This window comes from Micromonospora sp. CPCC 205558, assembly GCF_036902955.1.
Classification (GTDB): domain Bacteria; phylum Actinomycetota; class Actinomycetes; order Mycobacteriales; family Micromonosporaceae; genus Micromonospora.
This window is the reverse complement of record NZ_JBAKHR010000005.1, coordinates 88,064-112,998: the sequence shown is the minus strand read 5'-3', so window position 1 is coordinate 112,998 and position 24,935 is coordinate 88,064. Positions and strand designations below refer to the sequence as shown.

General features: G+C 73.0%; 19 protein-coding genes and 1 pseudogene. 14 read left to right on the top strand and 6 right to left on the bottom strand.

The annotated features are described in order from the left end of the window. The first annotated feature begins 191 nt into the window (after positions 1-191). Together V6U86_RS05580 and V6U86_RS05575 are read left to right on the top strand one after the other, a co-directional pair. Positions 192-1,973, top strand: coding sequence for an ABC transporter ATP-binding protein (locus V6U86_RS05580; protein WP_334499166.1), 1,782 nt, complete (start codon positions 192-194; stop codon positions 1,971-1,973). 82 nt (positions 1,974-2,055) lie between these two features. Beyond that, positions 2,056-2,805, top strand: a complete 750-nt coding sequence (locus tag V6U86_RS05575) for a DUF2470 domain-containing protein (RefSeq protein WP_334499164.1) — start codon at positions 2,056-2,058, stop codon at positions 2,803-2,805. A 241-nt stretch (positions 2,806-3,046) separates the two neighbouring features. Here the strand turns inward: V6U86_RS05575 and V6U86_RS05570 are convergent, their stop codons facing one another. The 3 genes from V6U86_RS05570 to V6U86_RS05560 all read right to left on the bottom strand — a co-directional run bounded on the left by V6U86_RS05570 (position 3,047) and on the right by V6U86_RS05560 (position 5,247). Then, complete coding sequence (locus tag V6U86_RS05570) at positions 3,047-3,643, bottom strand: TetR/AcrR family transcriptional regulator (protein WP_334499161.1); 597 nt, start codon at positions 3,641-3,643, stop codon at positions 3,047-3,049. A 96-nt stretch (positions 3,644-3,739) separates the two neighbouring features. Beyond that, positions 3,740-4,495 carry an ABC transporter permease gene (locus V6U86_RS05565; RefSeq protein WP_334499159.1) on the bottom strand — a complete coding sequence of 252 codons (756 nt, stop codon included), beginning with the start codon at positions 4,493-4,495 and terminating at the stop codon, positions 3,740-3,742. Continuing rightward, complete coding sequence (locus tag V6U86_RS05560) at positions 4,492-5,247, bottom strand: ABC transporter ATP-binding protein (RefSeq protein ID WP_334499157.1); 756 nt, start codon at positions 5,245-5,247, stop codon at positions 4,492-4,494. The genes V6U86_RS05565 and V6U86_RS05560 overlap by 4 nt, the downstream gene beginning before the upstream one ends. 598 nt (positions 5,248-5,845) lie before the next feature. Between V6U86_RS05560 and V6U86_RS05555 the strand changes: the two are divergent. From V6U86_RS05555 to V6U86_RS05540, 4 genes and pseudogenes are all read left to right on the top strand, one after another. Further along, positions 5,846-6,130 (top strand): annotated as a pseudogene (locus V6U86_RS05555) (phosphoribosyl-AMP cyclohydrolase); the annotation flags it as partial. A 231-nt stretch (positions 6,131-6,361) separates the two neighbouring features. Continuing rightward, positions 6,362-6,796 (top strand): phosphoribosyl-AMP cyclohydrolase, encoded by a 435-nt coding sequence (hisI, locus tag V6U86_RS05550; protein WP_334499881.1) that lies wholly within the window; start codon positions 6,362-6,364, stop codon positions 6,794-6,796. After that, complete coding sequence (locus V6U86_RS05545) at positions 6,793-8,346, top strand: anthranilate synthase component I (protein WP_334499155.1); 1,554 nt, start codon at positions 6,793-6,795, stop codon at positions 8,344-8,346. Before hisI ends, V6U86_RS05545 begins: the two co-directional genes overlap by 4 nt. 291 nt (positions 8,347-8,637) lie before the next feature. After that, on the top strand, positions 8,638-9,234 hold the full coding sequence (locus V6U86_RS05540; protein WP_334499153.1) for a Trp biosynthesis-associated membrane protein: 597 nt from the start codon (positions 8,638-8,640) through the stop codon (positions 9,232-9,234). A 27-nt stretch (positions 9,235-9,261) separates the two neighbouring features. Here the strand turns inward: V6U86_RS05540 and V6U86_RS05535 are convergent, their stop codons facing one another. Beyond that, positions 9,262-9,531 (bottom strand): hypothetical protein, encoded by a 270-nt coding sequence (locus tag V6U86_RS05535; protein ID WP_334499879.1) that lies wholly within the window; start codon positions 9,529-9,531, stop codon positions 9,262-9,264. 486 nt (positions 9,532-10,017) lie between these two features. Here V6U86_RS05535 and trpC point away from each other — a divergent pair, with 486 nt between their 5' ends. The 3 genes from trpC to trpA are packed head-to-tail and all read left to right on the top strand — an operon-like array spanning position 10,018 to position 12,903. Continuing rightward, positions 10,018-10,821 carry an indole-3-glycerol phosphate synthase TrpC gene (gene trpC, locus V6U86_RS05530; RefSeq protein ID WP_030334428.1) on the top strand — a complete coding sequence of 268 codons (804 nt, stop codon included), beginning with the start codon at positions 10,018-10,020 and terminating at the stop codon, positions 10,819-10,821. A gap of 38 nt (positions 10,822-10,859) precedes the next feature. Further along, positions 10,860-12,098: a tryptophan synthase subunit beta gene (gene trpB, locus V6U86_RS05525; protein WP_334499151.1), complete on the top strand. Its 1,239-nt coding sequence runs from the start codon at positions 10,860-10,862 to the stop codon at positions 12,096-12,098. Between the two features lies 1 nt (position 12,099). Further along, positions 12,100-12,903: a tryptophan synthase subunit alpha gene (trpA, locus tag V6U86_RS05520; protein WP_334499148.1), complete on the top strand. Its 804-nt coding sequence runs from the start codon at positions 12,100-12,102 to the stop codon at positions 12,901-12,903. Between the two features lie 90 nt (positions 12,904-12,993). On the opposite strand, the gene V6U86_RS05515 is transcribed toward trpA, so the two are convergent. After that, a complete protein-coding gene (locus V6U86_RS05515) occupies positions 12,994-13,572 on the bottom strand; it encodes an NUDIX hydrolase (protein ID WP_334499146.1) in 579 nt (192 codons plus the stop codon). A 102-nt stretch (positions 13,573-13,674) separates the two neighbouring features. Here V6U86_RS05515 and lgt point away from each other — a divergent pair, with 102 nt between their 5' ends. Beyond that, positions 13,675-14,856: a prolipoprotein diacylglyceryl transferase gene (lgt, locus tag V6U86_RS05510; protein ID WP_334499143.1), complete on the top strand. Its 1,182-nt coding sequence runs from the start codon at positions 13,675-13,677 to the stop codon at positions 14,854-14,856. 15 nt (positions 14,857-14,871) lie between these two features. Then, positions 14,872-16,059 (top strand): FAD-dependent oxidoreductase, encoded by a 1,188-nt coding sequence (locus V6U86_RS05505; RefSeq protein WP_334499141.1) that lies wholly within the window; start codon positions 14,872-14,874, stop codon positions 16,057-16,059. 18 nt (positions 16,060-16,077) lie between these two features. Here V6U86_RS05505 and V6U86_RS05500 read toward each other — a convergent pair whose 3' ends face one another. After that, complete coding sequence (locus V6U86_RS05500; protein ID WP_334499139.1) at positions 16,078-16,923, bottom strand: GNAT family N-acetyltransferase; 846 nt, start codon at positions 16,921-16,923, stop codon at positions 16,078-16,080. Between the two features lie 144 nt (positions 16,924-17,067). Here V6U86_RS05500 and gltB point away from each other — a divergent pair, with 144 nt between their 5' ends. The 3 genes from gltB (at position 17,068) to V6U86_RS05485 (ending at position 24,871) form a co-directional block, all read left to right on the top strand. Further along, positions 17,068-21,771 carry a glutamate synthase large subunit gene (gltB, locus tag V6U86_RS05495; RefSeq protein ID WP_334499137.1) on the top strand — a complete coding sequence of 1,568 codons (4,704 nt, stop codon included), beginning with the start codon at positions 17,068-17,070 and terminating at the stop codon, positions 21,769-21,771. Continuing rightward, on the top strand, positions 21,764-23,299 hold the full coding sequence (locus V6U86_RS05490; protein WP_334499135.1) for a glutamate synthase subunit beta: 1,536 nt from the start codon (positions 21,764-21,766) through the stop codon (positions 23,297-23,299). Before gltB ends, V6U86_RS05490 begins: the two co-directional genes overlap by 8 nt. 174 nt (positions 23,300-23,473) lie before the next feature. Next, complete coding sequence (locus tag V6U86_RS05485; RefSeq protein WP_334499132.1) at positions 23,474-24,871, top strand: MFS transporter; 1,398 nt, start codon at positions 23,474-23,476, stop codon at positions 24,869-24,871. Positions 24,872-24,935: the final 64 nt, after the last annotated feature.

The window sequence follows — 24,935 nt, the reverse complement described above, 5'->3', positions numbered from 1 at the left end:
GAAAGGCAAGACCGGTGAGCGCGAGGAGTGCAGCGAAGCGGAGCCCCGCAGTCGCGAACGAAAGGCAAGACCGGTGAGCGCGAGGAGTGCAGCGAAGCGGAGCCCCGCAGTCGCGAACGAAAGGCAAGACCGGTGAGCGCGAGGAGTGCAGCGAAGCGGAGCCCCGCAGTCGCGAACGAAAGGCAAGACCGGTGAGCGTCAAGACCGAAGAGCGGGTTGAGAGGGACGAGACGACCTGGCAGACCCTGCGCCGGGGCCTGGCGCTCTCGCCGGAGCTGCGGATCGGTCTGGCCGGCACGTTGGGCCTGGCGCTGGTCTACATGGTCGGTCGGGTCGCCGTGCCGGTCGCCGTGCAGCAGGGTATCGACGGGGGCCTCGTCGGTGGTCTGAATCTGAACGTGGTCTGGTCCGTGGTGGCGATCACCGCGGCGATCCTGACGATCACCACGATCTGCGGCTACCTGATGATGCGCCGGCTGTTCACTGTCAGCGAGACGGCGCTGGCCAACGTCCGGACGCGGGCGTTCCGACACGTGCACGACCTGTCGATGTTGCACCAGCAGTCGGAGCGGCGGGGTTCGCTGGTCTCGCGGGTGACCAGCGACGTCGACCAGATCACCCAGTTCCTCCAGTGGGGCGGGGTGATCCTGCTGGTCAACCTGGGTCAGCTGGTGGTCACCACCGCCGTCATGCTGGCGTACTCCTGGCAGTTGACACTTGTGGTGCTGGCCGCGTTCCTGCCGGCGGTGTTCGTCATCCGGCAGTTGCAACGTCGCCTCGGCGGCGCGTACGCGACGGTGCGTCAACGCACCGGGACGTTGCTCGGCGCGATCGGCGAGAGCGTGGTGGGCGCGCCGGTGATCCGGGCGTACGGGATCGCCGGGCGCACTGAGCGGCGGCTGGACGAGGCGATCGACAGCCAGCGGCTGGCTCAGCAGCGGGCGATCCGGATCAGCATCGTGGGCAGCTCGGTGGGGGAGTTGGCGGCGGGGTTGGCGCTGGCCGGCGTGGTGGTGCTCGGCGTGCTGTTGGGGGTGGACGGCACGCTGTCGATCGGCCAGCTGACGGCGTTCCTCTTCCTGGTGACGCTCTTCATCCAGCCGGTGCAGATCGCCACCGAGGTGCTCAACGAGGCGCAGAACGCGATCGCCGGGTGGCGTCGGGTGCTGGACGTGCTGGACGTCGCCCCGGACGTGGCCGACCCGGGGGAGCAGGGGCGGGAGCTGCCGGGCGGGCCGTTGGACATCCGGTTCGCCGGGGTGCGGTTCGCCTATCCGGGTGGCCCGCCGGTGCTGCACGACATCGACCTGGAGATCCCGGCGAAGAGTCGGGTGGCGGTCGTCGGTGAGACCGGTAGCGGCAAGACCACGTTCGCCAAGTTGCTGACCCGTCTGATGGATCCGTCGGCCGGGGTGGTGCGGCTGTCCGGGGTGCCGTTGACGGACGTCCGGTTCGATTCGCTGCGTTCCCGGGTGGTGATGGTGCCGCAGGACGGGTTCCTGTTCGACGCGACGGTGGGGGACAATGTCCGGTTTGCCCGTCCGGAGTTGACCGACGAGCAGTTGGGCACCGCCTTCACCGAGCTGGGCCTGTCGGACTGGCTGGAGGGTCTGCCGGCGGGGTTGGACACGCCGGTAGGGGAGCGCGGCGAGGCGCTCAGCGTCGGGGAGCGTCAGCTTGTCGCGTTGGCCCGCGCGTATGTGGCCGACCCGGATCTGCTGGTGCTCGACGAGGCGACCAGCGCGGTGGACCCGGCGACGGAGGTGCGGTTGCAACGCACGCTGGATGCGGTCACCCGTGGTCGGACCACCCTCGCGATCGCGCACCGGCTCTCCACGGCGCAGGCCGCCGACGAGGTGATCGTGGTGGACCGGGGGCGGGTGGTGCAGCGCGGCCCGCACGACGAGTTGGTCCGGGACGCCGACTCGGTGTACGGGCTGCTCTACGCCTCGTGGCTGGAGCAGACCCGGTGAGATGCGTGGTGTGGTGGACGTCGACGGTCGGGTGCTCTAGGCTCCGGGTTAGGTAAGCCTAACCTTTGAAGGAGGTCGCGCCATGCGGCCCAACTCCGCCGAGATCGTCCGTACCCTCGTCGCCGGTCGCCTGCCCGGTCTCGTGCACCTGGCCCACCGGCCGGGCCCGCACCACGCCCGGCACGTCACCGACCCGGATGGGCGGGTGCTGCTGCTGGTGCCGGTTGCCAGTCACCTGGCCGCAGCCCTGCAACCGGCCGCCGGGGGCAGCGACGTTGCGGTGGTGCTCGACGTGCTCGACCTGCCGCCCGCCGCCGGCGCGCCCGGCCTGGGTCGGGCCTGGGTGTCCGGCTGGGCGGCCGAGCTGCGCGGCGACGAGGCCCGCCGGGCGGCTGTCGACTTCGCCGCGGTGGAGCCGACCGGTGACCTGCTCGACCTCGGCACCCGGTTCCGGCTGTTCCGCTTCGAGGTGGTCGAGGTCCGCTGGGAGCGGGCCGGCGTCGTGCACCGGATCGACCCGGTGGAGTACGCCGAGGCTGAGCCGGACCCGGTGCACCCGGTCGAGGCCCGCCTGCTCGCCGACCTCGCCGAGTGCCACGGCGCCCAGGTGACGGAGTACCTGCGCCGGCAGCTCGGGTTGACCGCGCAGACCCCGGGCGCGCCACCCCGGGTGGTGCGCATCGACCGCTACGGACTGGTGGTCGCCCTCGGCCAACCCGGTGCCCGGCGTCGGGTCCGGCTGGCCTTCCCGGGCCCGATAACCGATCCAGCCGAGTTGCCCCGCCTACTACCCCCGCTGCGACTCACGGCCGACGCCCGCCCGCCACGCTGACCCGACCTGCCCTGCCCTGCCCCGCCCCGCCCCGCCCCGCCCCGCCCCGCCCCGCCCTGCCCTGCCCTGCCCTGCCCTGCCCTGCCCTGCCCTGCCCTGCCCTGCGTCGATCTTGCACTTTCGGTTGTTGAAATGCGCAAGCTTGTCCCTTTTGCTGGGACAGGAAGTGCAAGATCGACGCAGGGCCCGGGGTCGACGCAGGGCCTGGGGTCGACGCCGACGCCGACGCCGGGGTGGGGCGCTAGCTTGGTAGGGGGCCGGTTAGGTAGCGCTGGATGGTGGGGCCGACCACGGCCACCAGGGTTTCCGGGTCTGCCGAGGCGACCGGCTCAAGGCGTACCACGTGCCGCATCATGGCCAGGCCGATCATCTGGGTGGCTACCAGGGAGCCCCGCAGCGGTAGCTCGGCCGGATCGACGTCGAGGTTTTCGAGCACCCGGCGCAGCACCTGGGTGGTGACGAACTCCCGCAGCAGTCGAGCGGTCCACTCGTTGCTCACCGCGGAGCGCAGCAGTGCCTGCGCGGCGCTGCCGGCCGGGGAGTCCCAGACGCCGAGGAAGACGCGCACCATCCGCTCACCGGCGGCATCCCGGTCACCGGCGAGCACCTTCGGCACCAGTTGACCGGGGTCGACCGGAAAGTTCATCGCGGCCAGGAAGAGCTGGTCCTTGCTGCCGAAGTAGTGGTGCACCAGCGCCGGGTCGACCTGCGCCGTACCGGCGATGGCCCGGATCGAGGTGGCGTCGAAACCACGTTCGGCGAACGCCGTCCGCGCCGCGTCGAGAATCGCCTCCCGGGTGCCCGGTTTGCCGGGTCGCCGGCCGGTTCGCCGCGTCATCGCCGCCCTTCGTTCGTCCGCCTGGGCCCGTCGTGGGCCAGCCCGGCCCACGCTGGGGTCGACCGCCGTGCTGGCCGCCGTCCCCGGCGTGGGCGGTCAGCCGCTGCGGCGGCGCAGGGTGGCCGCCGCGAGCACCAGCGCCAGCACCACCGCGCCGAGCACCACCGCGACATCCCGCCACATCCGGCCGGTCGGTTCGGCGTGGGCGCCGACCTCCTGCAACGCCTCGATGGCGTACGACAGGGGGAAGGCGTCACTGAGCGCCTGGAGCCAACCGGCCATCTGGTCGCGGGCCACGAACAGCCCGCAGAGCAGCAGTTGGGGGATCACCACGACTGGCAGGAACTGTACTGCCTGGAACTCGGTGCGGGCGAAGGCACTGCACAGCAGCCCGAGGGCGACGCCGAGCACGGCGTCGAGCACGGCGATCCCGATCACCAGCCCGATGCTGCCGGCGGTCTCCAGACCGAAGATCCAGTACGCGACGGCGGCGGCGACGGCGGCCTGCACGGCGGCGGCCAGCCCGAACGCGATGCCGTACCCGAAGAGCAGATCGAGCTTGCCCAGCGGGGTGGTGAGCAGGCGCTCCAGCGTGCCCGAGGTGCGTTCCCGCAGCATGGCGATGCTGGTCACCAGAAACATGATCACGAAGGGGAAGATGCCGAGCATCACCAGCGCGATCCGGTCGAAGGTCGTCGGCTGGCCGGGCGGGGTCGGTTGGTCGGCGTACATGAAATAGACAAGGGTGAGGAGAACGGCCGGCACCACCACGAGCAGCGCGATGGTCCGCCGGTCGTGCCGGAGCTGACGCAGGATGCGGCCGGTGGTGGCGGCGAGGATTCGCGGGTTCATCGTGTCTCCCGTGCGGCGGTCGCGTCGGTGCTGGTGGCGGCGGCCTCGCCGGCCCGGATGAGCCGCAGGAACGCCTCGTCGAGGTCGTCCACCCCGGCGGCGGCGCGGATCGCGGCCGGGCTGTCGTCGGCGATCAACCGCCCCTGGCGGATCAGCAGCAGACGGTCGCAACGGGCTGCCTCGTCCATCACGTGGCTGGACACCAGCAGCGTGGTGCCGGCGGCGGCCATCGCGTGGAACCGGGCCCACAGGTCGGCCCGCAGCACCGGGTCCTGCCCGACGGTCGGCTCGTCGAGGATGACCAGCTCCGGCTCCCCGACCAGGGCGCAGGCGAGCGAGGCCCGACTGCGTTGACCGCCGGAGAGGGTGCCGACCAGTTGACCGGCCGCCTCGGCCAGCCCGACATCGCTTATCGCCCGATCGGCCTCGGCGCGCCCACGCCCGTACAGGGCCGCGAAGTAACGGGCGTTCTCCCGGACGGTCAGGTCGGCGTAGACGCTCGGTGCCTGGGTGAGGTAGCCCACCCGGTGCCGCAGCGCGGGGGTGCCCGCCGGTTGGCCGAGCACGGTGACCGTCCCGCCGGCGACCAGCTGCACCCCGACCACCGCGCGCATGAATGTGGTCTTGCCGCTGCCGCTGGGGCCGAGCAGGCCGGTGACCGCGCCGCGCGGGACCCGGCAGCTGATGCCGTCCAGCACCCGCCGCCCACCCCGGTCGACGACCAGGTCGTGGACGGCTATCGCATCGTCCATCACACACCTCCACAGAAACTCATCGCCTGTTGAACTCAACGCTAGGTGAAATACCGTGCCCGGCGCAACGGCCCGGGACCGGCGGCCGATTGTCGACCGTCGCGGGGAGCGCGAGAACGGGCAGTAGGCTTCGGACCGGACACGAAGTCCGGCAACGGGCATTGCGTACCGATCGGACGTGCGGCACGATGGCGCGGTGGGTCACGCTCCGTTACCGGATAGCGGTTTTCTTGAGGATTGGGCCGCGCGGTTGCGGCAAGCCGCCGAGCGGCCGGTCGTCGGCATCCTGTTGCGCGGCAGCCACGCCCGCCGCGCCGCCACCGCACACAGCGACGTCGACCTCGACGTGCTGGTCGGTGGCACCCCGTACGCGGTCCGCCGGGCCTACCTGACCGAGACCGCAGGCCAGGTCACCCACGTCTCGGTGGCCGCCCGTGACGTCCGGTCCTGGGTGCACCGCCTCGGCGAACCGGCCGACTGGGCGTTCGGGCTGCCGGTCACCGCGCCGGCCCGGCTGCTCTGGGCCGACCCGCACTGGCGTCCCAGGATCGATCTGCCGGTGCTGTGTCAACCCGCCGAGCCACCCCGGCTGGAAGAGATGATCGCCACGCTGGGTAAGGCCGCCGCCGCCCGCGCGGTCAACGATCGCCTCGGGGTCCGCCTCGCCGTCGCCGACCTGGCACGGCTCTGCCCCTCGGTGTTGCGCCCGGCCAACCCGTCCGTGCGGGTCCACTCCCGCCGGAATGCCTTCGCGGCGGCCCTGGACCTGCCGGTGACCCCACCGGGCTACCGGGCGGACATGCTGCTCTGCCTCGGGCTGCGCCCCGGCGCTACCGGGCAGCTCTGGGCCGCCGCCGTGCGGCTGGTCGCCGGAACGCTGCCGTTGATTCGGCCGTACGCGGAGGAAATCGCCGAGACGGCCGGCGCGGACCTCGCCGCCGCCCTGGTCGACGGCCGGTTGGACCGTTATGTCGCCCAACTGGCCCGGCCAGCCGGGCCCGCGCCGCGACCCCACCCCTCGGGGCTGCCGCAACCCCACCCCTCGGGGCCCGGGCCGCAGCCCTGGCGGGAGCGGTCGGCGGCGCCCGCGCCGCGTGCGGGAGAATTGGTAACTGTGCCCGTACCTGACCCGCCGGTGACCGGCGTACCCAGCGATCCGAACGAGCTGGCCGCGCCCGCGCCCGGGCGTCCCTCCCGGCTCGACCCGGCCATCGCCGCCCAGCTGCGCCGCACCGCCGACGGTCTGGTCGCCGCCGTGGTGCGCGCGCACGACTCCGGTGAGGTGCTGATGGTCGCCTGGATGGACGACGAGGCGTTGCACCGCACCCTCACCACCGGCCGGGCCACCTACTGGTCGCGTAGCCGACGCGAATACTGGGTCAAGGGCGCCACCTCCGGGCACCACCAGTACGTGCGGTCCGTCGCCCTGGACTGTGACGGGGACGCGCTGCTGGTGAGCGTGGAGCAGGTCGGCGCGGCCTGCCACACCGGCCACCGGACCTGCTTCTTCACCGAGCTGCCCGTCACTACGCCGGAGGCACTCCCATGACCGACGGCACCCTCAGCCCCGACCTGGCCACCTTCACCGCACTGGCCGCCGAGTGGCGGGTGGTGCCGGTCACCCGGCGGCTGCTGGCCGACGCGGAGACCCCGGTCGGGGTCTACCGGAAGCTGGCCGGTGGACCGGGCACGTTCCTGCTGGAATCGGCCGAGCAGGGCGTCGGCTCGGCGGGCATGGCCTGGTCGCGGTACTCGTTCATCGGCGTACGCAGCAGCGCCACACTCATCGAACGCGACGGCGTGGCGACCTGGCTCGGCCAGCCGCCGACCGGGCTGGCCACCGAGGGTGACCCGGTGCGGATGCTGCGGGAGACGGTTGCGGCGCTGGCCGGCCCGGTCGGGGACCCGTCCGACGGTCTGCCGCCGTTGACCGGGGGCATGGTCGGCTACCTCGGCTACGACCTGATCCGGCGCTTCGAGCGGTTGCCCGAGCTGACCGAGGACGACCTGGGCATCCCGGAGCTGGGCATGATGCTCGCCACCGACCTGGTGGTGCTCGACCACTACGACGGCTCGGCGATCCTGGTCGCCAACGCGGTGCTGCCGCCGTTGGACGCCCCGGACCGCGCCCCGCAGGTCGCCGCCGCCTATCACCACGCGGTGGGCCGGTTGGACGCGATGACCACGGCGCTGTCCCGGCCCATCCCGCCGATGATCTCCACAGTTGAGCGTCAGCCGGTCGGCGAGGTGCTCTGCCGTACGCCCGACGGCGGCTACCCGAAGGCGGTGGAGGCGGCCAAGGAAGCGATTCGGGCCGGCGAGTGCTTCCAGATCGTGCTCTCCCAGCGCTTCGAGCGGACGACCCACGCCGACCCGCTGGACGTCTACCGCGTGCTGCGCACCAGCAACCCCAGCCCGTACATGTACCTGCTCCGCTTCGACGGGTTCGACATCGTCGGCTCGTCTCCGGAGGCGCATCTGAAGGTCAGCGGGGGCGCGGAAGGGCGGCGCCGGGCGTTGCTGCATCCGATCGCCGGCACCCGGCCGCGGGGCGGCACCCCCGCGGCCGACGCCGCGCTCGCCGCCGAGCTGCTCGCCGACCCGAAGGAACGGGCCGAGCACGTGATGCTGGTCGACCTCGGTCGCAACGACCTGGGGCGGGTCTGTCAGCCTGGCAGCGTGGAGGTGCCGGAGTTCGCGACCATCGAGCGGTACAGCCACGTCATGCACATCGTCTCCACGGTCACCGGCACGTTGCGGGACGACCAGACCGCGTTCGACGCGCTGGCCGCGACCTTCCCCGCCGGCACGCTCTCCGGGGCGCCGAAGGTGCGCGCCATGGAGATCATCGAGGAGTTGGAGCCGGTCCGTCGTGGCCTCTACGGCGGCACCGTCGGGTACTTCGGCTTCGGTGGCGACCTGGACATGGCGATCGCCATCCGGACCGCGCTGATCCGCGACGGCCGCGCCTATGTGCAGGCCGGGGCGGGAGTGGTCGCCGACTCGGACCCGGCCGCCGAGGACCAGGAGACGCGGAACAAGGCCGCGGCAGTGCTGGCCGCGATCGCAGCCGCCGAAACTCTGAGGCCCGCTCGGTGAGCGCGAGGAGTGCAGCGCAGCGGAGCCCCGCAGTCGCGAACGAAGGGCCGGTTCGGTGAGCGCGAGGAGTGCAGCGCAGCGGAGCCCCGCAGTCGCGAACGAAGGGCCGGTTCGGTGAGCGCGAGGAGTGCAGCGCAGCGGAGCCCCGCAGTCGCGAACGAAGGGCCGGTTCGGTGAGCGCGAGGAGTGCAGCGCAGCGGAGCCCCGCAGTCGCGAACGAAGGGCCGGTTCGGTGAGCGCGAGGAGTGCAGCGCAGCGGAGCCCCGCAGTCGCGAACGAACGGCCCGCTCGGTGAGCGCGAGCGGCGGTGAGCGGTCTGTCGCGGGTCGGCGCGCGTTGACGTACGCCGTGCTGCTCTGCCTGGCCGGCGCGGGCCTGGCGCTGTGGGCGGCGACACGCAGTTGGTCGGTAGAGCTGTCGGTGCGTCCGGCGCCGCTGCCGCCGGTGCGCGACACCCGCAGCGGTGCGAGTCTGCTGCCCTGGTTGCCGGCGTTGGCCCTGGTGACCTTGGCCGGGGGCGGCGCGGTGCTGGCCACCCGGGGCCGCCTGCGGCGGGTGCTCGGTGTGCTGCTCGGCGTGCTCGCTCTGGCCGTGGCGGCCGGCGGCGGGTATGGGCTGGTAGCCGACATGGGTGGCTCGGTGAGCCGGCAGTGGCCGGCGCTCTGCCTGCTCGGTGGTCTGCTGGCCGCCGTGGGCGGCTGGTGGACGGCGTGGCGTGGCGGTGACTGGCCGGCGATGGGCGCGCGGTACGAACGTCCGACGCGGACCGCCCCGGAGGCCGCGCCGGCGCAGAGCGACCCGGCCGGGCCGCCGACGCCGTTGGCGGGGCGGCGGACCACCGAGGCGTGGAACGCGCTGGACCGGGGCGAGGACCCGACGGACGACTGACGCGGCGGCTGCGGCGGCCGGCGGCTGTCAGCCGACCGGCTGGCGTTCCCACTGGGCGCGGCGACTGGCGGCGCGGGCGGCGGTCAGCTCGGCGACCAGGCGGTTCAGCTCGGCGCGTTGGTCGGCGCGGGCCCGGTCGGCGCAGACCGCCTCCCAGGCGTTGCCCCGTGCCGTCCGCATCCGGCCCTCGCCCACCACGGCCCGTTCCACGGTGTGCACCACCCCGACGGCGAGTGACGCCACCGTCCGCGAGATGGTGGTCAGTCCGATGGTCTGGTGCGGCTCGGAAATGTTCATGGTCACCTCGCAGGAGGAGTTGCGGCGGTCGGGCAGGCGCGCCATCGAGTCTGCCCGAGGACGATGCTCGCCCGTCGACGTTTCGCCGCGGTGACCGCCCGGTCAACTGTCCCGCCTCGGCCGCGACCAGGGACCGTCCGTTCGGCCTTGAGCTTGCTCACAGCATCGATCGACATCGTTGCCGTCGGGCGTCGGACGGAAACTGATGGCATGATCGATGGATCGGCCCGGTCTGACCGTGGCCGCCAGGCTCCATACCGCGTGACGGTGGTCGATACCGGAGGTGGCGCTGCGTGACAACCCATTCACGGCAGGTCGGCCATTATGCCGCAGCCCTTTTCGTGAGCCGCGCCATACCCCCGGCATTCGGCGTCGATCGGCTGCCCCTAGCATCGGCCCATGACGCCCGGAGAGGGGAGTCCGTTCGTGACTGCTGAGCATGCGCACGCGGAGGGGGACGAGGCCGGCCAGGCAGCGTCCGTAAGCGTGCTCGACGAGATCCTGGCTGGCGTACGTGAAGACGTCGCCCGACGCCAGGAGCAGGTTCCGCTGGAGCGGATCCGTGAACTGGCAGCGGCGGCGCCGCCGCCCATGGACGCGTACGCGGCGCTGCGTAAGCCCGGCGTGGCCGTGATCGCCGAGGTGAAGCGTTCGTCGCCGTCCAAGGGCCGGCTGGCCGAGATCGCCGATCCGGCCGATCTCGCGGTCGACTACGCGGCCGGCGGGGCGCGGGCGATCAGCGTGCTGACCGAGGGGCGCTGGTTCGGCGGTTCGCTGGACGACCTGGCGGCTGTCCGTGCCGCGGTCACCGTGCCGGTCCTGCGCAAGGACTTCGTGGTCTCCAGCTACCAGATCCACGAGGCCCGTGCGCACGGCGCCGACCTGGTCCTGCTGATCGTCGCCGCACTCGAACAGAACGTCCTGATGGGCCTGCTGGAGCGGATCGAGTCGCTGGGCATGACCGCTCTGGTCGAGGTGCACGACGAGGAAGAGGCCGACCGCGCGCTGGAGGCCGGCGCGCAGGTGATCGGGGTCAATGCCCGTGACCTGCGTACCCTGGAGGTTGACCGGTCGGTGTTCGAGCGGATCGCGCCGGGCCTGCCCAGCAGCGTTGTCAAGATCGCCGAGTCCGGCGTTCGTGGCCCGCACGACCTGATCCGGTACGCCTCCGCGGGCGCTGACGCGGTCCTCGTGGGCGAGGGCCTGGTCACGCAGAAGAGCCCTCGCGAGGCGGTCGCCGAGTTGGTCAACGCCGGCAATCACCCGGCAACGCCCCGGCCGGTGCGCTGACCCCGCGCCGGTCCGACGTCCCACCGAGAGGAATCCCGATGAGCGCCGACGCGCTGGCCCCGGTGGCCGGCCCGCAGCCCGACTCCGCCGGCCACTTCGGCCGCTTCGGCGGTCGGTTCGTTCCCGAGGCCCTGGTTGCCGCGTTGGACGAGCTCGACGGGGCATGGCGCACGGCGATGGCGGACGAGTCCTTCCGGGCCGAGTTCGGCGCGCTGCTGCGCGACTACGCCGGCACGCCGTCGCTGCTCTACGAGGCCCGGCGGTTCTCGGCGAAGGTCGGCGCGCGGGTGCTGCTCAAGCGGGAGGACCTCAACCACACGGGTGCGCACAAGGTGCGCAACGTGCTCGGCCAGGCGCTGCTCACCAAGCGGATGGGCAAGACGCGGGTGATCGCGGAGACCGGTGCCGGCCAGCACGGTGTCGCCACCGCGACCGCCGCCGCCCTGTTCGACCTGGAGTGCGTGGTCTACATGGGCCAGGTCGACACCGAGCGGCAGGCGCTCAACGTGGCCCGGATGCGGATGCTCGGCGCGACGGTCGTCCCGGTGACCAATGGTTCGCGCACCCTCAAGGACGCGATGAACGAGGCGATGCGCGACTGGGTGGCCAACGTCGACGAGACGCACTACCTGATCGGCACCGCCGCCGGCCCGCACCCGTTCCCGGCGATGGTGCGCGACTTCGTCCGGGGCATCGGTGACGAGGCTCGCCAGCAGTGCCTGGACCTCACCGGCGGGCTGCCGGACGCCGTCACCGCCTGCGTCGGCGGCGGCTCCAACGCGCTCGGCATCTTCCACGCGTTCGTGGGCGATCAGGCCGTGCGGCTGTACGGCTTCGAAGCCGGTGGCGACGGGGTGACCACCGGCCGGCACGCGGCGAGCATCACCGGTGGGTCCACCGGGGTGCTGCACGGCACCCGCACCTTCGTTCTCCAGGACGCCGACGGGCAGACCCTGGAGTCGCACTCGATCTCCGCCGGCCTGGACTACCCCGGCGTCGGGCCGGAGCACGCGTGGCTGCACGACACCGGTCGGGCGAGCTACCTGCCGGTCACCGACGACGAGGCGATGGCCGCCTTCGAACTGCTCTGCCGCACCGAGGGCATCATCCCGGCGATCGAGAGCGCGCACGCGCTCGCCGGCACCGTCGCGCTGGCCCCGAAGCTCGCCGCGGAGCTGGGCCGGGAGCCCACCATCGTGGTCAACCTGTCCGGGCGGGGCGACAAGGACGTGCACACCGCCGGTGACTACTTCGGCATCCTCGACAAGGAGCAGTGAGATGAGCCGGATCGGGGTGGCCTTCGACAAGGCCCGCGCCGACGGACGGGCACTGCTGGTCGGCTGCATGCCGGCCGGTTTCCCCACCGTCGAGGGCAGCATCGCCGCGATGACCGCCATGGTCGAGGCCGGCGTCGACGTCATCGAGGTGGAGATCCCCTACTCCGACCCGGTGATGGACGGGCCGGTGATCCAGCGGGCCAGTGACATCGCGCTGGCCGGGGGCGTACGCACCGCGGACACGATGCGCATCGTCGAGGCGGTGGCGGCCACCGGCGCTCCGGTGGTCACCATGACCTACTGGAACCCGGTCGAGCGTTACGGCGTGGACGTCTTCGCCCGTGACCTCGCCTCCGCCGGCGGCACCGGCCTGATCACCCCGGACCTCATCCCGGACGAGGCCGACGAGTGGCTGGCGGCCTCGGACGCGCACGGGTTGGACCGCACGTTCCTGGTCTCGCCGTCGTCCACCGACGCCCGGCTGGCGATGACGGTGCAGCACTGCCGCGGCTTCGTCTACGCGACAGCCGTCATGGGGGTGACCGGTGCGCGGGCGCGTACCTCCGCCGCCGCCCCGACGCTGGTGTCCCGCACCCGCGCGGTCACCGACCTGCCGATCGGTGTCGGCCTGGGCGTGGGCACCGGTGCGCAGGCCGGCACCGTCGCCGGTTACGCCGACGGGGTGATCGTGGGCAGCGCGCTGGTCCGGTGTGTGCTCGACGCGCCCACCGAGGCCGATGGGCTGGCGGCGCTGCGCACGCTCAGTGCCGAACTCGCCGAGGGTGTCCGTAACCCCACCCACTGAACGCCCCACCCCGGGGAGATCTTGCGCCGGATGGCCCGGCCACGTCTGGTCCGCGACCACGCGGCGGGCCTCGGGACGCTTCCGGAATCGTCAGGGGCGCAAGGAACTGTCCGCAGCTTCGCCGCGTTGCTCCGGTGGCTGTCCCGATCCCGGTCGGCCGCCCTGGTCAGCTGTCGGTTGCCACTCCTGAGCGGGGGGTGGCGCGGCGACGGTGTCGGGCAGCCAGGGGACGTCGCGGAGCACGCCGGAACGGCCGGCGGTCGCGTCGGTGACGGCGGCCCGGGTGAGCGGGGTGACCACCCTGGGCAGCGCATCGGGGGAGTGCCAGGACAACCGGCAGCCCGGCGGTGGGTCGGTGGCGGGTCGGACCCCGGTCGCGCGGGCCCGGAACACGTGCACGAGGACGTCCGGCAGCGGCCCGGCGCGACCGGCCGCAGCCTCGCCCGGCGGGCCGGCCAGGTGGTAGACGCCGACCAGGTCGATCAGCTCGATGTCCCAGCCCGTCTCCGCGCGGATGTCCCGTAGGGCCGCCCGCACCGGGCCTTCGGCCGGGCGCAGCCTCCCGCCGGGCAACGCGTAGCGGCGCGTTCCCCGGCCCTGCTGGCAGAGCAGCACCCGACCGGTGTCGTCGGCGACGACCGCGGCTACCGCCCAGGTGAGCGCGCTCATGGACAAAGAGCCTACGGCGGTGCAAACCAGAAGTCACCGGGATGCGCGCTCCCGCCGCCCGGGGTGCCGCTGCGGGGGTGTGCAGCGGTAGCGTGTGCACCCGTGACCCTCGCCTCGCTCTCCCCCCAGGCGGCCCTGCCCAGTCCCAGCACCGCCGTCTGGCAGCTCGGGCCGGTGCCGATCCGGGCCTACGCGCTCTGCATCATCGCCGGCATCGTGCTGGCCTGCTGGGTGACGGAGCGCCGGCTGCGGCAGCGCGGCGTCGCGCCCGGCGCGGTGCTCGACATCGCCGTCTGGGCGGTGCCCGCAGGCATCATCGGCGCCCGGATCTACCACGTGATCACCTCACCGGAGAAGTACTTCGGCGCCGGTGGGGACCCGATGAAGGCGTTCGCCATCTGGGAGGGCGGTCTCGGCATCTGGGGCGCGGTCGCCGGTGGCGCGGTCGGCGCCTGGATCGCGGCCCGGCAGCTCGGCATTCCGCTCAGCGTGGTGGCCGACGCGCTGGCCCCCGGGCTGCCGCTGGCCCAGGCCGTCGGCCGGGTCGGCAACTGGTTCAACAACGAACTCTTCGGTGGCCGGACCACCCTGCCGTGGGGCCTGGAGATCCATCGGATGGACCCGGACAACCCCGGGCACGCGCTCCGCGACGACGCCGGGCAGCCCATCCTCGAACCGGGCCTCTACCAGCCCACCTTCCTCTACGAGGCGCTGTGGAACCTCGGCGTCGTGGCCCTGGTGCTCATTCTCGACCGCCGGTTCAAGCTGGGCCGGGGCCGGGCGTTCGCGCTCTACGTGATGGGTTACACCGCCGGCCGGTTCTGGATCGAGCTGATGCGCACCGACGAGGCCAACCAGATCCTCGGCGTGCGGCTCAACGTCTGGACCGCCGCCCTGGTCTTCCTCGGCGCCCTGATCTACTTCGTCCTGGTGCGCGGCCCTCGCGACTACCTGATCCCGCTCGGCGCGGCGGCGACGACGACCCCGCCCCCCACGTCCGACCTGTCCCAGGTCGACCTCTCCGAGCGGGAGACTCCGGCGCGGGCTGCCGCGCCGGAGGGCTACCGGGTGGTGAGCGAGGAGCAGTACGCCGCCTGGCAGGACACCGGCGTCGTACCGGCGGCGACGGGCGACGACTCCCGGCAGGAGGACGGCGAGCCGTCCGACGACGCGGTGGCCGCCGACCTCAGTTCGAGCGACGACGAGCCGACGGACGAGCCGTCCGCTGCTCGCACCGACCGGGCCGACGCCACGGGCGCACGTCCCGCCGACCGGGACAGCTGAGCGGGGGCGGCACCGATGCGAAGCGCGGTGGTGGTCGGCGCAGGGGTCGGTGGCCTCGCGGTGGCCGGCGCGCTGGCCCGTTCCGGCTGGCAGGTCACGCTGTTGGAGCGCGCCGAACGGGTCCGCCCCGAGCCGACCGCCGTGGTGCTCTGGCCCAACGGCGTCCGCGCGCTGCAGGCCCTCGGCCTTGGCGCCGGCCTGGCCGCCATCGCCACCCCGTTGCCCGACGGTGGAGTCCGTCGCCCGGACGGGCACTGGCTCGTGCAGCCCCGGCCCATTCCGGCCGACCGGATGCCGGTGGTGGTGCACCGGGAGGATCTGCACGACGCCCTGATCGCCGGCCTCGGCGACCGGGTCGAGCTGCGTACCGGGGTGACCGTGCGCCACGTCCGCGTCGAGCCGGGCGAGCGACCGGGTGTGAGCGACGGCCGGCACACCATCGAGGCCGATCTGGTGGTCGCCGCCGATGGCACGGACAGCGGCATCCGCCGCCAACTCGCGCCCGAGTCGCGGGTGGTCAGCTCCGGGTGCGCCGCCTGGCGGGCCGTCATTCCCTGGTACCAGGCACCTCGACTGCCAGACGACCAGCCGCTCGCCGGTGAGATTCTCGGCGCGGGTTACCGGTTCGTGGCCGCGTCGCTGGGTGAGCGCGGCTCCTCGGGCGGGTCCAGCCGCGGCGGCATCTACTGGGTGGCCACCGCCGCCGGGGCGCCACGCCCGGAACCACCGGAGACCCAGCTCGCTCTGCTGCGCCGCTGGTACGCGGGCTGGCCGGCGCCGGTCGGCGCGCTGCTCGATGCCACCAACCCGGCCGACCTGGTCCAACAGGAGGTTCGCGAGCTGCGCCCGCTGCCCCGGGCGTACAGCTTTCCGGTCGGGCCCGGTGGGGTGGTGCTGCTCGGCGACGCGGCGCACGCCATGCCGCCGCACCTCGGGCAGGGCGCCTGCCTCGCGTTCGAGGACGCCGCCACACTCGCGTCGCTGCTACGGGAGGCCCGGCTGCCCGACGCCGTAGTGGCGTACGACCGGGTGCGCCGCCCCCGGGCCGCGACCGTGGTCCGGCAGACCCGGCGGATGTCGGCGGTGCTGCAGACCCGGGGCCGATTGGCGCTGCGCGCCCGGGACGCCGCACTGGGCACGATCAACTCGCGGCTGCTCTCCAGTGCCGCCGCCTCCGCCGCCCAGTGGCGCCCACCGACCTGACCTCGGTCGCCGGGCGGGTCAGGAGATGAGTGCCGCGGGCTCGGCGATGCAGGCGGTGCCGATTCGGCGGAAGCCGACCCGCAGGTAGACCCGCGCGATCTCTTCGCTGCCCGCGGAGAGGAAGACCAGGTCGGTGCCGGCCGCCAGCAGTTCCCGGGCGAGGGTGGCGGTGAGGGCTGCGCCCAGCCCGCGTCGCCGGGCGGACGGCAGGGTGGCCACCCCGGCGATCTCCGCGACGTCGTCCACCCGCATCGCCATGCCGCTGGCCAGCGCACCCTCGGTCGGCGTGCCGGCCAGCGCGGAGATCCGTCGGCCGTCGGCGATCCGAGCGCGCTCCTCGTCGAGCGCGGCCAGTTCGAGCTCGGTGACTGCGGCGTCACGTTCAGCCGGGCCGGCCTCACCGGGGGCGGTGCCGGCGGCGGCGAACGACACCGCTGCCACCGCGCGCCGGGCGGCGACATCGGCGGCGAAGCCGGGGGAGTCCGCTGCCAGCACCCGCACCGCCGCGTCGGACAGCGTCGCCGGGTCGGGCAGCGCGCTCGGGTCGAGCACCATCAGCGGCGCCTCCAGCACGTGGAGCCCTGCCGAGCGGGCCACCGCCAACAGCTCGGGGGTCGTCTCGTGCACCCACTCGAAGGCTTCCGGCAGGCCCAGCTTCCGCTGGCGCTCGCGCACGGAGTTCACGTCGGCCAGCGACGGCGGCTCGGTGGCGTCGATCCGTGGGCGGGCGTAAAACGGCCAGCCGGCACCCTCGCGGACGAACAACACCAGCCCGCCATGCTCTTCCGCACCGGCGGCGTCGCGGGGCACCGCGTCGTAGAAGCGTTCCAACCGGTCGAAGACGTGCTTGTGTAGCGGATCCACCGCGCGAGACTACACGTCCCAGCCAGTGGACGGTGTGATCAATCTCGGGTGGCCGTGCGACCCCGGCCCTAACGTAGACTCAATAGACCCACGGGCCGACGTCGTCCCCACCATGATCCAACCTGAGTGACGACAGGAGGCCCGGTGGCTCAGCCGTACGCGGACACAGCACAGCCGCACCCGCACAGCCCGCAGGCGTCCCCGACGCCCCACCCTCGTCCGGCCGCCCAGGGCCTCTACGACCCAGCGCAGGAGCACGACGCCTGCGGCGTGGCCTTCGTGGCGGACCTGCACGGCCGGCGTTCACACTCGGTCGTCGCCAACGGGCTCGGCGCGCTCTGTCGGCTGGACCACCGGGGCGCCCGCGGCGCGGAGCCGAACACCGGCGACGGCGCCGGCATCATGATCCAGGTGCCCGACGCGTTCCTGCGCGCGGTCGCCGACGTCGCGCTTCCCCCGGCTGGCGAGTACGCCACCGGGCTGGTCTTCCTTCCCGACGACGATGCCGCCGAGGCGCGCGCCCGCCGGGTGGTCGAGAAGTACGCGCTGGTCGAGGGCGCCGATCTGCTCGGCTGGCGGGACGTGCCCACCGACCCGAGTGACCTCGGCGAGACCGCCGTTGCGGCGATGCCCCGGGTCCGCCAGATCTTCCTGGCCGCGCGTCGCCTCACCGACGCGCCCGCCGGGCCGGCCGGCTCACCGCTGCGCGGCATCGAACTGGACCGGGTGGCGTTCTGTCTGCGGAAGCAGGCCGAACGGGAGACCGCCGAGCGGGGCGTCCCGGCGTACTTCCCGTCGCTGTCCAGCCGCACCATGGTCTACAAGGGCATGCTCACGCCCGACCAGTTGCCGGCGTTCTACCCCGACCTGCGCGACGAGCGGGTGCACAGCGCGATCGCGCTGGTGCACTCCCGCTTCTCCACCAACACCTTCCCGTCCTGGCCGCTGGCGCACCCGTACCGGTTCATCGCCCACAACGGCGAGATCAACACCATCCGGGGCAACCGCAACTGGATGCAGGCCCGTGAGGCGCTGCTGCGCTCACCGAACGTCCCGGGCAACATTCGACGGGTCTTCCCGGTCTGCACGCCCGCCGCCTCCGACTCGGCGAACTTCGACGAGGTGCTGGAGCTGCTGCACCTGGCCGGGCGGAGCCTGCCGCACGCGGTGCTCATGATGATCCCCGAGGCCTGGGAGAACGACCCCGGGATGGATCCGGCAAAACGTGCCTTCTACCGCTTCCACGCCAGCCTGATGGAGCCGTGGGACGGTCCGGCGTCGGTGGCCTTCACCGACGGCGAGATCGTCGGCGCGGTGCTGGACCGCAACGGGCTGCGCCCGGGGCGCTGGTGGCAGACCGACGACGGGCTCGTGGTGCTCGGCTCCGAGGCCGGTGTCCTCGACCTCGACCCGTCCCACGTGGTCGCGAAGGGGCGGCTCCAGCCGGGCCGGATGTTCCTGGTCGACACCGTGGCCGGGCGGATCGTGCACGACGAGGAGATCAAGTCCGAGTTGGCCGCCGGCCAGCCGTACGGCGAGTGGCTGCACGCCGGGCTGATCGAGCTGAACGACCTGCCGGCCCGCGAGCACACCGTCTACACGCACGACTCGGTGCGCCGCCGGCAGCAGACCTTCGGCTACACCGAGGAGGAGCTGAAGATCCTGCTCGGGCCGATGGCCCGCACCGGCGTCGAGCCGCTCGGCTCGATGGGTACGGACACCCCGATCGCGCCGCTGTCCACCCGGCCGCGGCTGCTCTACGACTACTTCCACCAGCTCTTCGCCCAGGTCACCAACCCGCCGTTGGACGCCATCCGCGAGGAGTTGGTGACCAGCCTGGCGTCGACGATCGGGCCGGAGGGCAACCTGCTCGACCCCGGTGCCGCGAGTTGCCGGCAGATCGTGCTTCCGCACCCGATCATCGACAACGACGAGCTGGCGAAGATCCTCTCCATCGACGAGGACGGCGACCTGCCCGGCTTCAAGGCGGTCCGGGTCTCCGGGCTGTACCGGATCCGGGAGGGCGCCACCGGGATCAAGGCACGGTTGACCGAGATCTGCCGGCACGTCTCCGAGGCGATCGAGGACGGCGTCCGCATCCTGGTGCTCTCCGACCGGGACTCCAACGCCGACCTGGCGCCGATCCCGTCGCTGCTGCTCACCGCCGCCGTGCACCAGCACCTCGTGCGCGAGCAGACGCGTACGCAGGCGGCGCTGATCGTGGAGTCCGGCGACTGCCGGGAGGTGCACCACGCGGCGGTGCTGATCGGTTACGGCGCGGCGGCTGTCAACCCGTACCTGGCGTTCGAGTCGGTGGAGGACATGATCTCCACGGGTGCGCTCGTCGGGGTGGAACCGGCCGGGGCGGTGCGCAACTACGCGAAGGCGCTCGGCAAGGGCGTCCTGAAGATCATGTCCAAGATGGGCATCTCGACGGTCTCCTCGTACTGCGGGGCGCAGGTCTTCGAGGCGGTCGGCCTGGACACCCGGCTGGTCGAGCGCTACTTCCGGGGCACCCCCAGCCGGATCGGCGGGGTGGGGCTGGCCGGCGTGCACGCCGAGGTGGCCGCCCGGCACGCGCTGGCCTGGCCCCCGGCCGGCACCGCCGTCTCCGACCGGCTGGAGGTCGGCGGCGAGTACCAGTGGCGCCGCGAGGGTGAGCTGCACCTGTTCAACCCGGAGACGGTCTTCCTGCTGCAACACGCCACCCGCAGCCGGCAGTACGACGTCTTCCGGCAGTACACGGCCAAGGTCGACGCGCTCGCCGCGCAGGCCGGCTCGCTGCGCGGGCTGTTCACCCTGCGCACCGGAGTCCGCCCGGCGGTGCCGATCGAGGAGGTCGAGCCGGCCACCGAGATCGTCAAGCGGTTCGCCACCGGCGCCATGTCGTACGGGTCGATCTCGGCGGAGGCGCACGAGACGCTCGCCATCGCCATGAACCGTCTCGGTGGCAAGTCCAACACCGGTGAGGGCGGCGAGGACGTCGAGCGGCTGCACGACCCGGCCCGCCGTTCGGCGGTCAAGCAGATCGCCAGCGGCCGGTTCGGCGTGACCAGCGAATACCTGGTCAACGCCGACGACCTCCAGATCAAGATGGCCCAGGGCGCCAAGCCGGGCGAGGGTGGTCAGCTGCCCGGCAACAAGGTCTGGCCGTGGATCGCCCGGACCCGGCACGCCACCCCCGGCGTGGGTCTGATCTCCCCGCCGCCGCACCACGACATCTACTCCATCGAGGATCTCGCCCAGCTGGTGCACGACCTGAAGTGCGTCAACCCGGCGGCCCGGGTGCACGTCAAGCTGGTCAGCGAGGTCGGTGTCGGCACCGTCGCCGCCGGAGTGGCGAAGCTCAAGGCGGACGTCATCCTGATCTCCGGCCACGACGGCGGCACGGGCGCCTCTCCGATGAACTCGCTCAAGCACGCTGGCACCCCCTGGGAGCTGGGGCTGGCCGAGGCGCAGCAGACGTTGCTGCTCAACAAGCTGCGCGACCGGGTCACCGTGCAGGTCGACGGCCAGCTCAAGACCGGCCGGGACGTGCTGATCGCGGCGCTGCTCGGCGCGGAGGAGTTCGGCTTCGCGACCGCGCCGCTGATCGTCGAGGGCTGCGTGATGATGCGGGTGTGCCACCTGGACACCTGCCCGGTTGGCATCGCCACCCAGAACCCGGTGCTGCGGGAGCGTTTCACCGGCAAGCCGGAGTTCGTGGAGAACTTCTTCCTGTTCCTCGCCGAGGAGGTCCGGGGTTACCTGGCCGAGCTGGGCTTCCGGTCGATCGAGGAGGCGATCGGGCAGGCCGAGCTGCTCGATGTGGGCCCGGCGGTGACGCACTGGAAGGCGCACGGGCTGGACCTGGCGCCCGTCCTGCACCTGCCGGAGCTGCCCGCCGGTGCGGCCCGTCGCGGGGTCCGCGCGCAGGATCACGGCCTGGAGCAGGCGCTCGACAACGAGCTGATCGCGCTGGCCCGCCCGGCGTTGGCGGATGGTGCGCCGGTGCGGGTCGAGGTGGCGGTGCGCAACGAGCACCGCAGCGTCGGCGCGATGCTCGGCGGTGAGGTGACCCGTCGCTTCGGCGGCGCCGGCCTTCCCGAGGACACCATCGAGTTCGTGCTGCACGGCACGGCTGGGCAGTCGTTCGGCGCGTTCCTGCCGCGCGGGGTGACCCTGCGCCTGCACGGCGACGCCAACGACTACGTGGGCAAGGGCCTCTCCGGGGGGCGGCTCATCGTCCGTCCGGACGCCGCCGCGCCGTTCCTCGACCCGGACGCCGAGCCGGGGCGGCGGGCCGAGGATCAGATCATCGCCGGCAACACCATCCTGTACGGGGCCACGGCGGGCGAGGTCTTCCTGCGTGGCCGGGTGGGGGAGCGGTTCGCGGTACGCAACTCCGGCGCCACCGCCGTGGTCGAGGGCGTCGGTGACCATGGCTGCGAGTACATGACCGGCGGCACCGTTGTGGTGCTCGGCGCGACCGGCCGGAACTTCGCGGCCGGCATGTCCGGCGGCACGGCGTTCGTGCACCACCTGGACCGAGCCCGGGTCAACGCGGAACTGGTCGACCTGATGCCGCTGGGCGAGCAGGAGCAGTCGCTCCTGCACGAACTGGTCCAACGGCACGTGGCCGAGACCGGGTCGGCGGTCGCCGAGGACCTGCTCAAGCGGTGGCCGGAGGCGGTCGCCGAGTTCACCGCCGTGGTGCCCCGCGACTACCGCCGGGTGCTGGAGATCATGCGGGCCGCCGAAGCAGCCGGCCACGACGTCGACGACGCGGTGATGGGCGCGCTCAGCGCGCCCGCCGCGCCGGTGCCGCCCGCCCCGCGGGTGGCTGCCCAGGAGGTGGCACGTGCCTGACCCGAACGGTTTCCTGCGCTACGACCGGCGGCTGCCGGCCCGCCGCCCGGTGCCGGTGCGGATCACCGACTGGCGGGAGGTGTACCCGCCGGCCGGCGAGGAGTTGGTCCGTGAGCAGGCCACCCGATGCATGGACTGCGGCATCCCGTTCTGTCACGACGGCTGCCCGCTGGGCAACCGCATCCCGGACTGGAACGACCTGGTGCGTACCGGCAACTGGGACGCCGCTGTGGAGTCGCTGCACGCCACCAACAACTTCCCGGAGTTCACCGGTCGGCTCTGCCCGGCGCCCTGCGAGGCGGCCTGCGTGCTCGGCATCTCCGGCGGTCAACCGGTGACCATCAAGCAGGTCGAGGTGGAGATCGCCGACGCCGCCGCGGCGCGCGGGTTCACGCCCCGCGCGGTGCCGGCACCGTCGGGTCGGTCGGTCGCCGTCGTCGGCTCCGGGCCCGCCGGCCTCGCCGCCGCCCAGCAGTTGGCCCGCGCCGGTCACGCGGTGACGGTGTACGAACGTGACGACGCGATCGGTGGTCTGCTCCGCTACGGCATCCCCGACTTCAAGTTGGAGAAGCGGCACATCGACGCCCGGTTGACCCAGCTCACCGCCGAGGGGGTGCGCTTCCGCACGGGCGTGAACGTCGGGGTGGACGTCACCGCCGAGCAGTTGCGCGCCGAGCACGACGCGGTGCTGCTGGCCTGTGGGGCGTTGCAGGGCCGGGACACCCCGGAGACCCCCGGGCGTGCGCTTCGGGGCGTACACCAGGCGATGGCGCACCTGGTCGCGGCGAATCGCGCGGTCGCCACCGCGGCCACCGACCAGGCCGGCGTGGTGGCCACCGGTGAGCGTCGGTTGGCGCGGGCGGTGCTGCCGGACGGCACCCCGATCGACGCGGCCGGCAAGCACGTGGTGATCATCGGTGGCGGTGACACGGCGGCCGACTGTCTCGGCGTGGCGCACCGCCAGGGCGCTGCGGGCGTGCACCAGCTCGACCTGTACCCGCAGCCACCGCAGGAGCGCGACGAGGCACGGGACCCGTGGCCGACGTGGCCGTGGGTGCTGCGCAGCTACCCGGCGCACGAGGAGGGCGGCGAGCGGGTCTTCGCCGTGGCGGTGCAGGAGTTCGTGGACGACGGCACCGGCCAGGTGCGGGCGGTGCGGATCGCCGAGGTGACGGTGGAGAAGCGCGACGGCCGGCGGATCGTCACGGTGGTGCCGGGCTCCGAGCGGGAGCTGCCGGCCGATCTGGTGCTGCTGGCGATCGGCTTCGAGGGCACCGAGCAGCAGCCGCTGCTGGCCCAGTTCGGCGTGGCGCGCAACCCTCGGGGCGCCATCGACGCCCGCGACGACTGGCAGACCGAGGCCGACGGGGTGTTCGTGGCCGGTGACATGCACCGGGGCGCTTCGCTGATCGTCTGGGCGATCGCCGAGGGGCGGGCGGTCGCCGCCGCCATCCACGGCTATCTGGGCGGTGCTGGTGTGTTGCCGGCCCCGGTGGGCCCGGCCACGCAGGCTCTCGCGGCTCGCTGAGGTGCGGGCGTTCGGCCGGTGCGGCAGGTCTGCTGCCGCACCGGCCGGGCATTCCCGCTGGTGAAGCCGCTCACAGAAGTGGGCAAAAGGGTTTAAGCCGGCAAGACTTGTCGGCTGCCGAACCGCGTCGCGATCGGTGTGTTGGATCATGCTGCCGATCGCTGGAGGTTCGTCGTGGCCAGAGGTGCCACCTTCGCCGCGCTGCGCCACCGCAACTACCGGATCTGGGCACTCGCCGGCTTCGTCTCGGTCATCGGCACCTGGATGCAGGTCCTCGGGGTCAACTGGTACGTCCTGAAGGAGACCGGCTCCGCGACGTCAATGGGCTTCGCCGTGCTGCTCCAGGCGGCGCCCACGTTGCTGCTCAGCGTCTGGGGCGGCGTGCTGGCCGACCGGGTGCCGGCCCGCCCGTTGCTGATCGCCGCCCAGGGCGCCCACGCGATGCTCGCCGCCGGACTGGCGGCGGTCGCCCTGACCGGCGTCGGCGGCCTGCCGCTGATCTTCGCGATCTCCCTGGCCACCGGTGCGGTCTCGGCGATCGAAGGCCCGGTGATGGGACGCTGGGCCGCCAGCCTCGTCGACCGGGAGACGCTGGGCAACGCCCTGGCGCTCGGTTCGCTCACCAACTCCGCCGGCCGCATCCTCGGCATGAGCCTCGGCGCCGTGGTGGTGGCCGCCGTCGGCCCCGCCCTGCTGTTCGGCATCAACGCGGCCAGCTTCGTCGCCGTGGTGGTGGCGCTGTTCGCCGTGCGACCGGGAGTCGTGCCCGGACTCGCGGTGCCCGACGCCGGACCGAACCGGGGCGGTGTCCGCGCCGGGTTCGCCTATCTGCGTGGGCAGCCGGTGCTGCTCCTCGCGCTCGCCCTGTCGTTCGTGCTCGGCAGCCTGGGCCGCAACTACCAGGTGACCATGGCCGCGATGAGCGACGGGCCGCTGGGCGCCGGTGCCTCCGGGTACGGCTTCCTGTCGACAGTCTTCGCGGTCGGCACGGTGGTGGGGGCGCTCATCGCGGCCCGTCGACGCTCCCTGGGCTACCGGACCCTGGTCGTCGCGGGCCTGTTCGCCAGCGGGTTGCAGATCGTCGCCGGCCTCGCACCGGGCACCTGGAGCTTCGCCGCGGTGATCCTGCCGATCGCCGCCGCCGCGGTGGTCATCGACACCACCGTCGGCACCCGCGCCCAACTCGACACCGACGGCGCGATGCGTGGTCGGGTGCTCGCCGCACTGGCGGTCACCGGCTCGGTCTCCGCCGCGGTCGGCGCCCCGCTGCTCGGCTGGCTCGCCGAACACGCCGGGCCCCGTCAGACGCTCGTCCTCGCCGGATCGGCTGCGGCGATCGCCACGGCGGCGGCGGGCGTCGCCCTGGACCGGCAGCGCGGGCGCACGGCGACCCTCGCGCTGGTCGTGCCGCGGCCCCGCCATCCGGTACGACGAGCGGCGTTCCGGGCCGCCCGCATCGTCCGGCCCACGGGGGCGGTCTGTGCCATCGCGCCCGCCGAAGCCGGTGGGGTCGGGTCGGGCGAGGTCCGGCTCAGGGAGCTGGCCACCGCCGGGCGGGTGGCGAACCGCTGAGACAGCTGTCACTCCCCGGCGGCCCGTTTCCGGGACAGGGCGGCACGAAGATCGTCGTTACGCT

Coding starts and splice junctions, on each gene's coding strand:
- V6U86_RS05560 (WP_334499157.1), bottom strand. CDS start 5,247: ATGGACGATGCGATAGCCGTCCACGACCTGGTCGTCGACCGGGGTGGG.
- V6U86_RS05515 (WP_334499146.1), bottom strand. CDS start 13,572: ATGAGCGCGCTCACCTGGGCGGTAGCCGCGGTCGTCGCCGACGACACC.
- trpA (WP_334499148.1), top strand. CDS start 12,100: ATGAGCCGGATCGGGGTGGCCTTCGACAAGGCCCGCGCCGACGGACGG.
- V6U86_RS05545 (WP_334499155.1), top strand. CDS start 6,793: ATGACCGACGGCACCCTCAGCCCCGACCTGGCCACCTTCACCGCACTG.
- V6U86_RS05575 (WP_334499164.1), top strand. CDS start 2,056: ATGCGGCCCAACTCCGCCGAGATCGTCCGTACCCTCGTCGCCGGTCGC.
- trpB (WP_334499151.1), top strand. CDS start 10,860: ATGAGCGCCGACGCGCTGGCCCCGGTGGCCGGCCCGCAGCCCGACTCC.
- V6U86_RS05565 (WP_334499159.1), bottom strand. CDS start 4,495: ATGAACCCGCGAATCCTCGCCGCCACCACCGGCCGCATCCTGCGTCAG.
- V6U86_RS05535 (WP_334499879.1), bottom strand. CDS start 9,531: ATGAACATTTCCGAGCCGCACCAGACCATCGGACTGACCACCATCTCG.
- V6U86_RS05570 (WP_334499161.1), bottom strand. CDS start 3,643: ATGACGCGGCGAACCGGCCGGCGACCCGGCAAACCGGGCACCCGGGAG.
- V6U86_RS05505 (WP_334499141.1), top strand. CDS start 14,872: ATGCGAAGCGCGGTGGTGGTCGGCGCAGGGGTCGGTGGCCTCGCGGTG.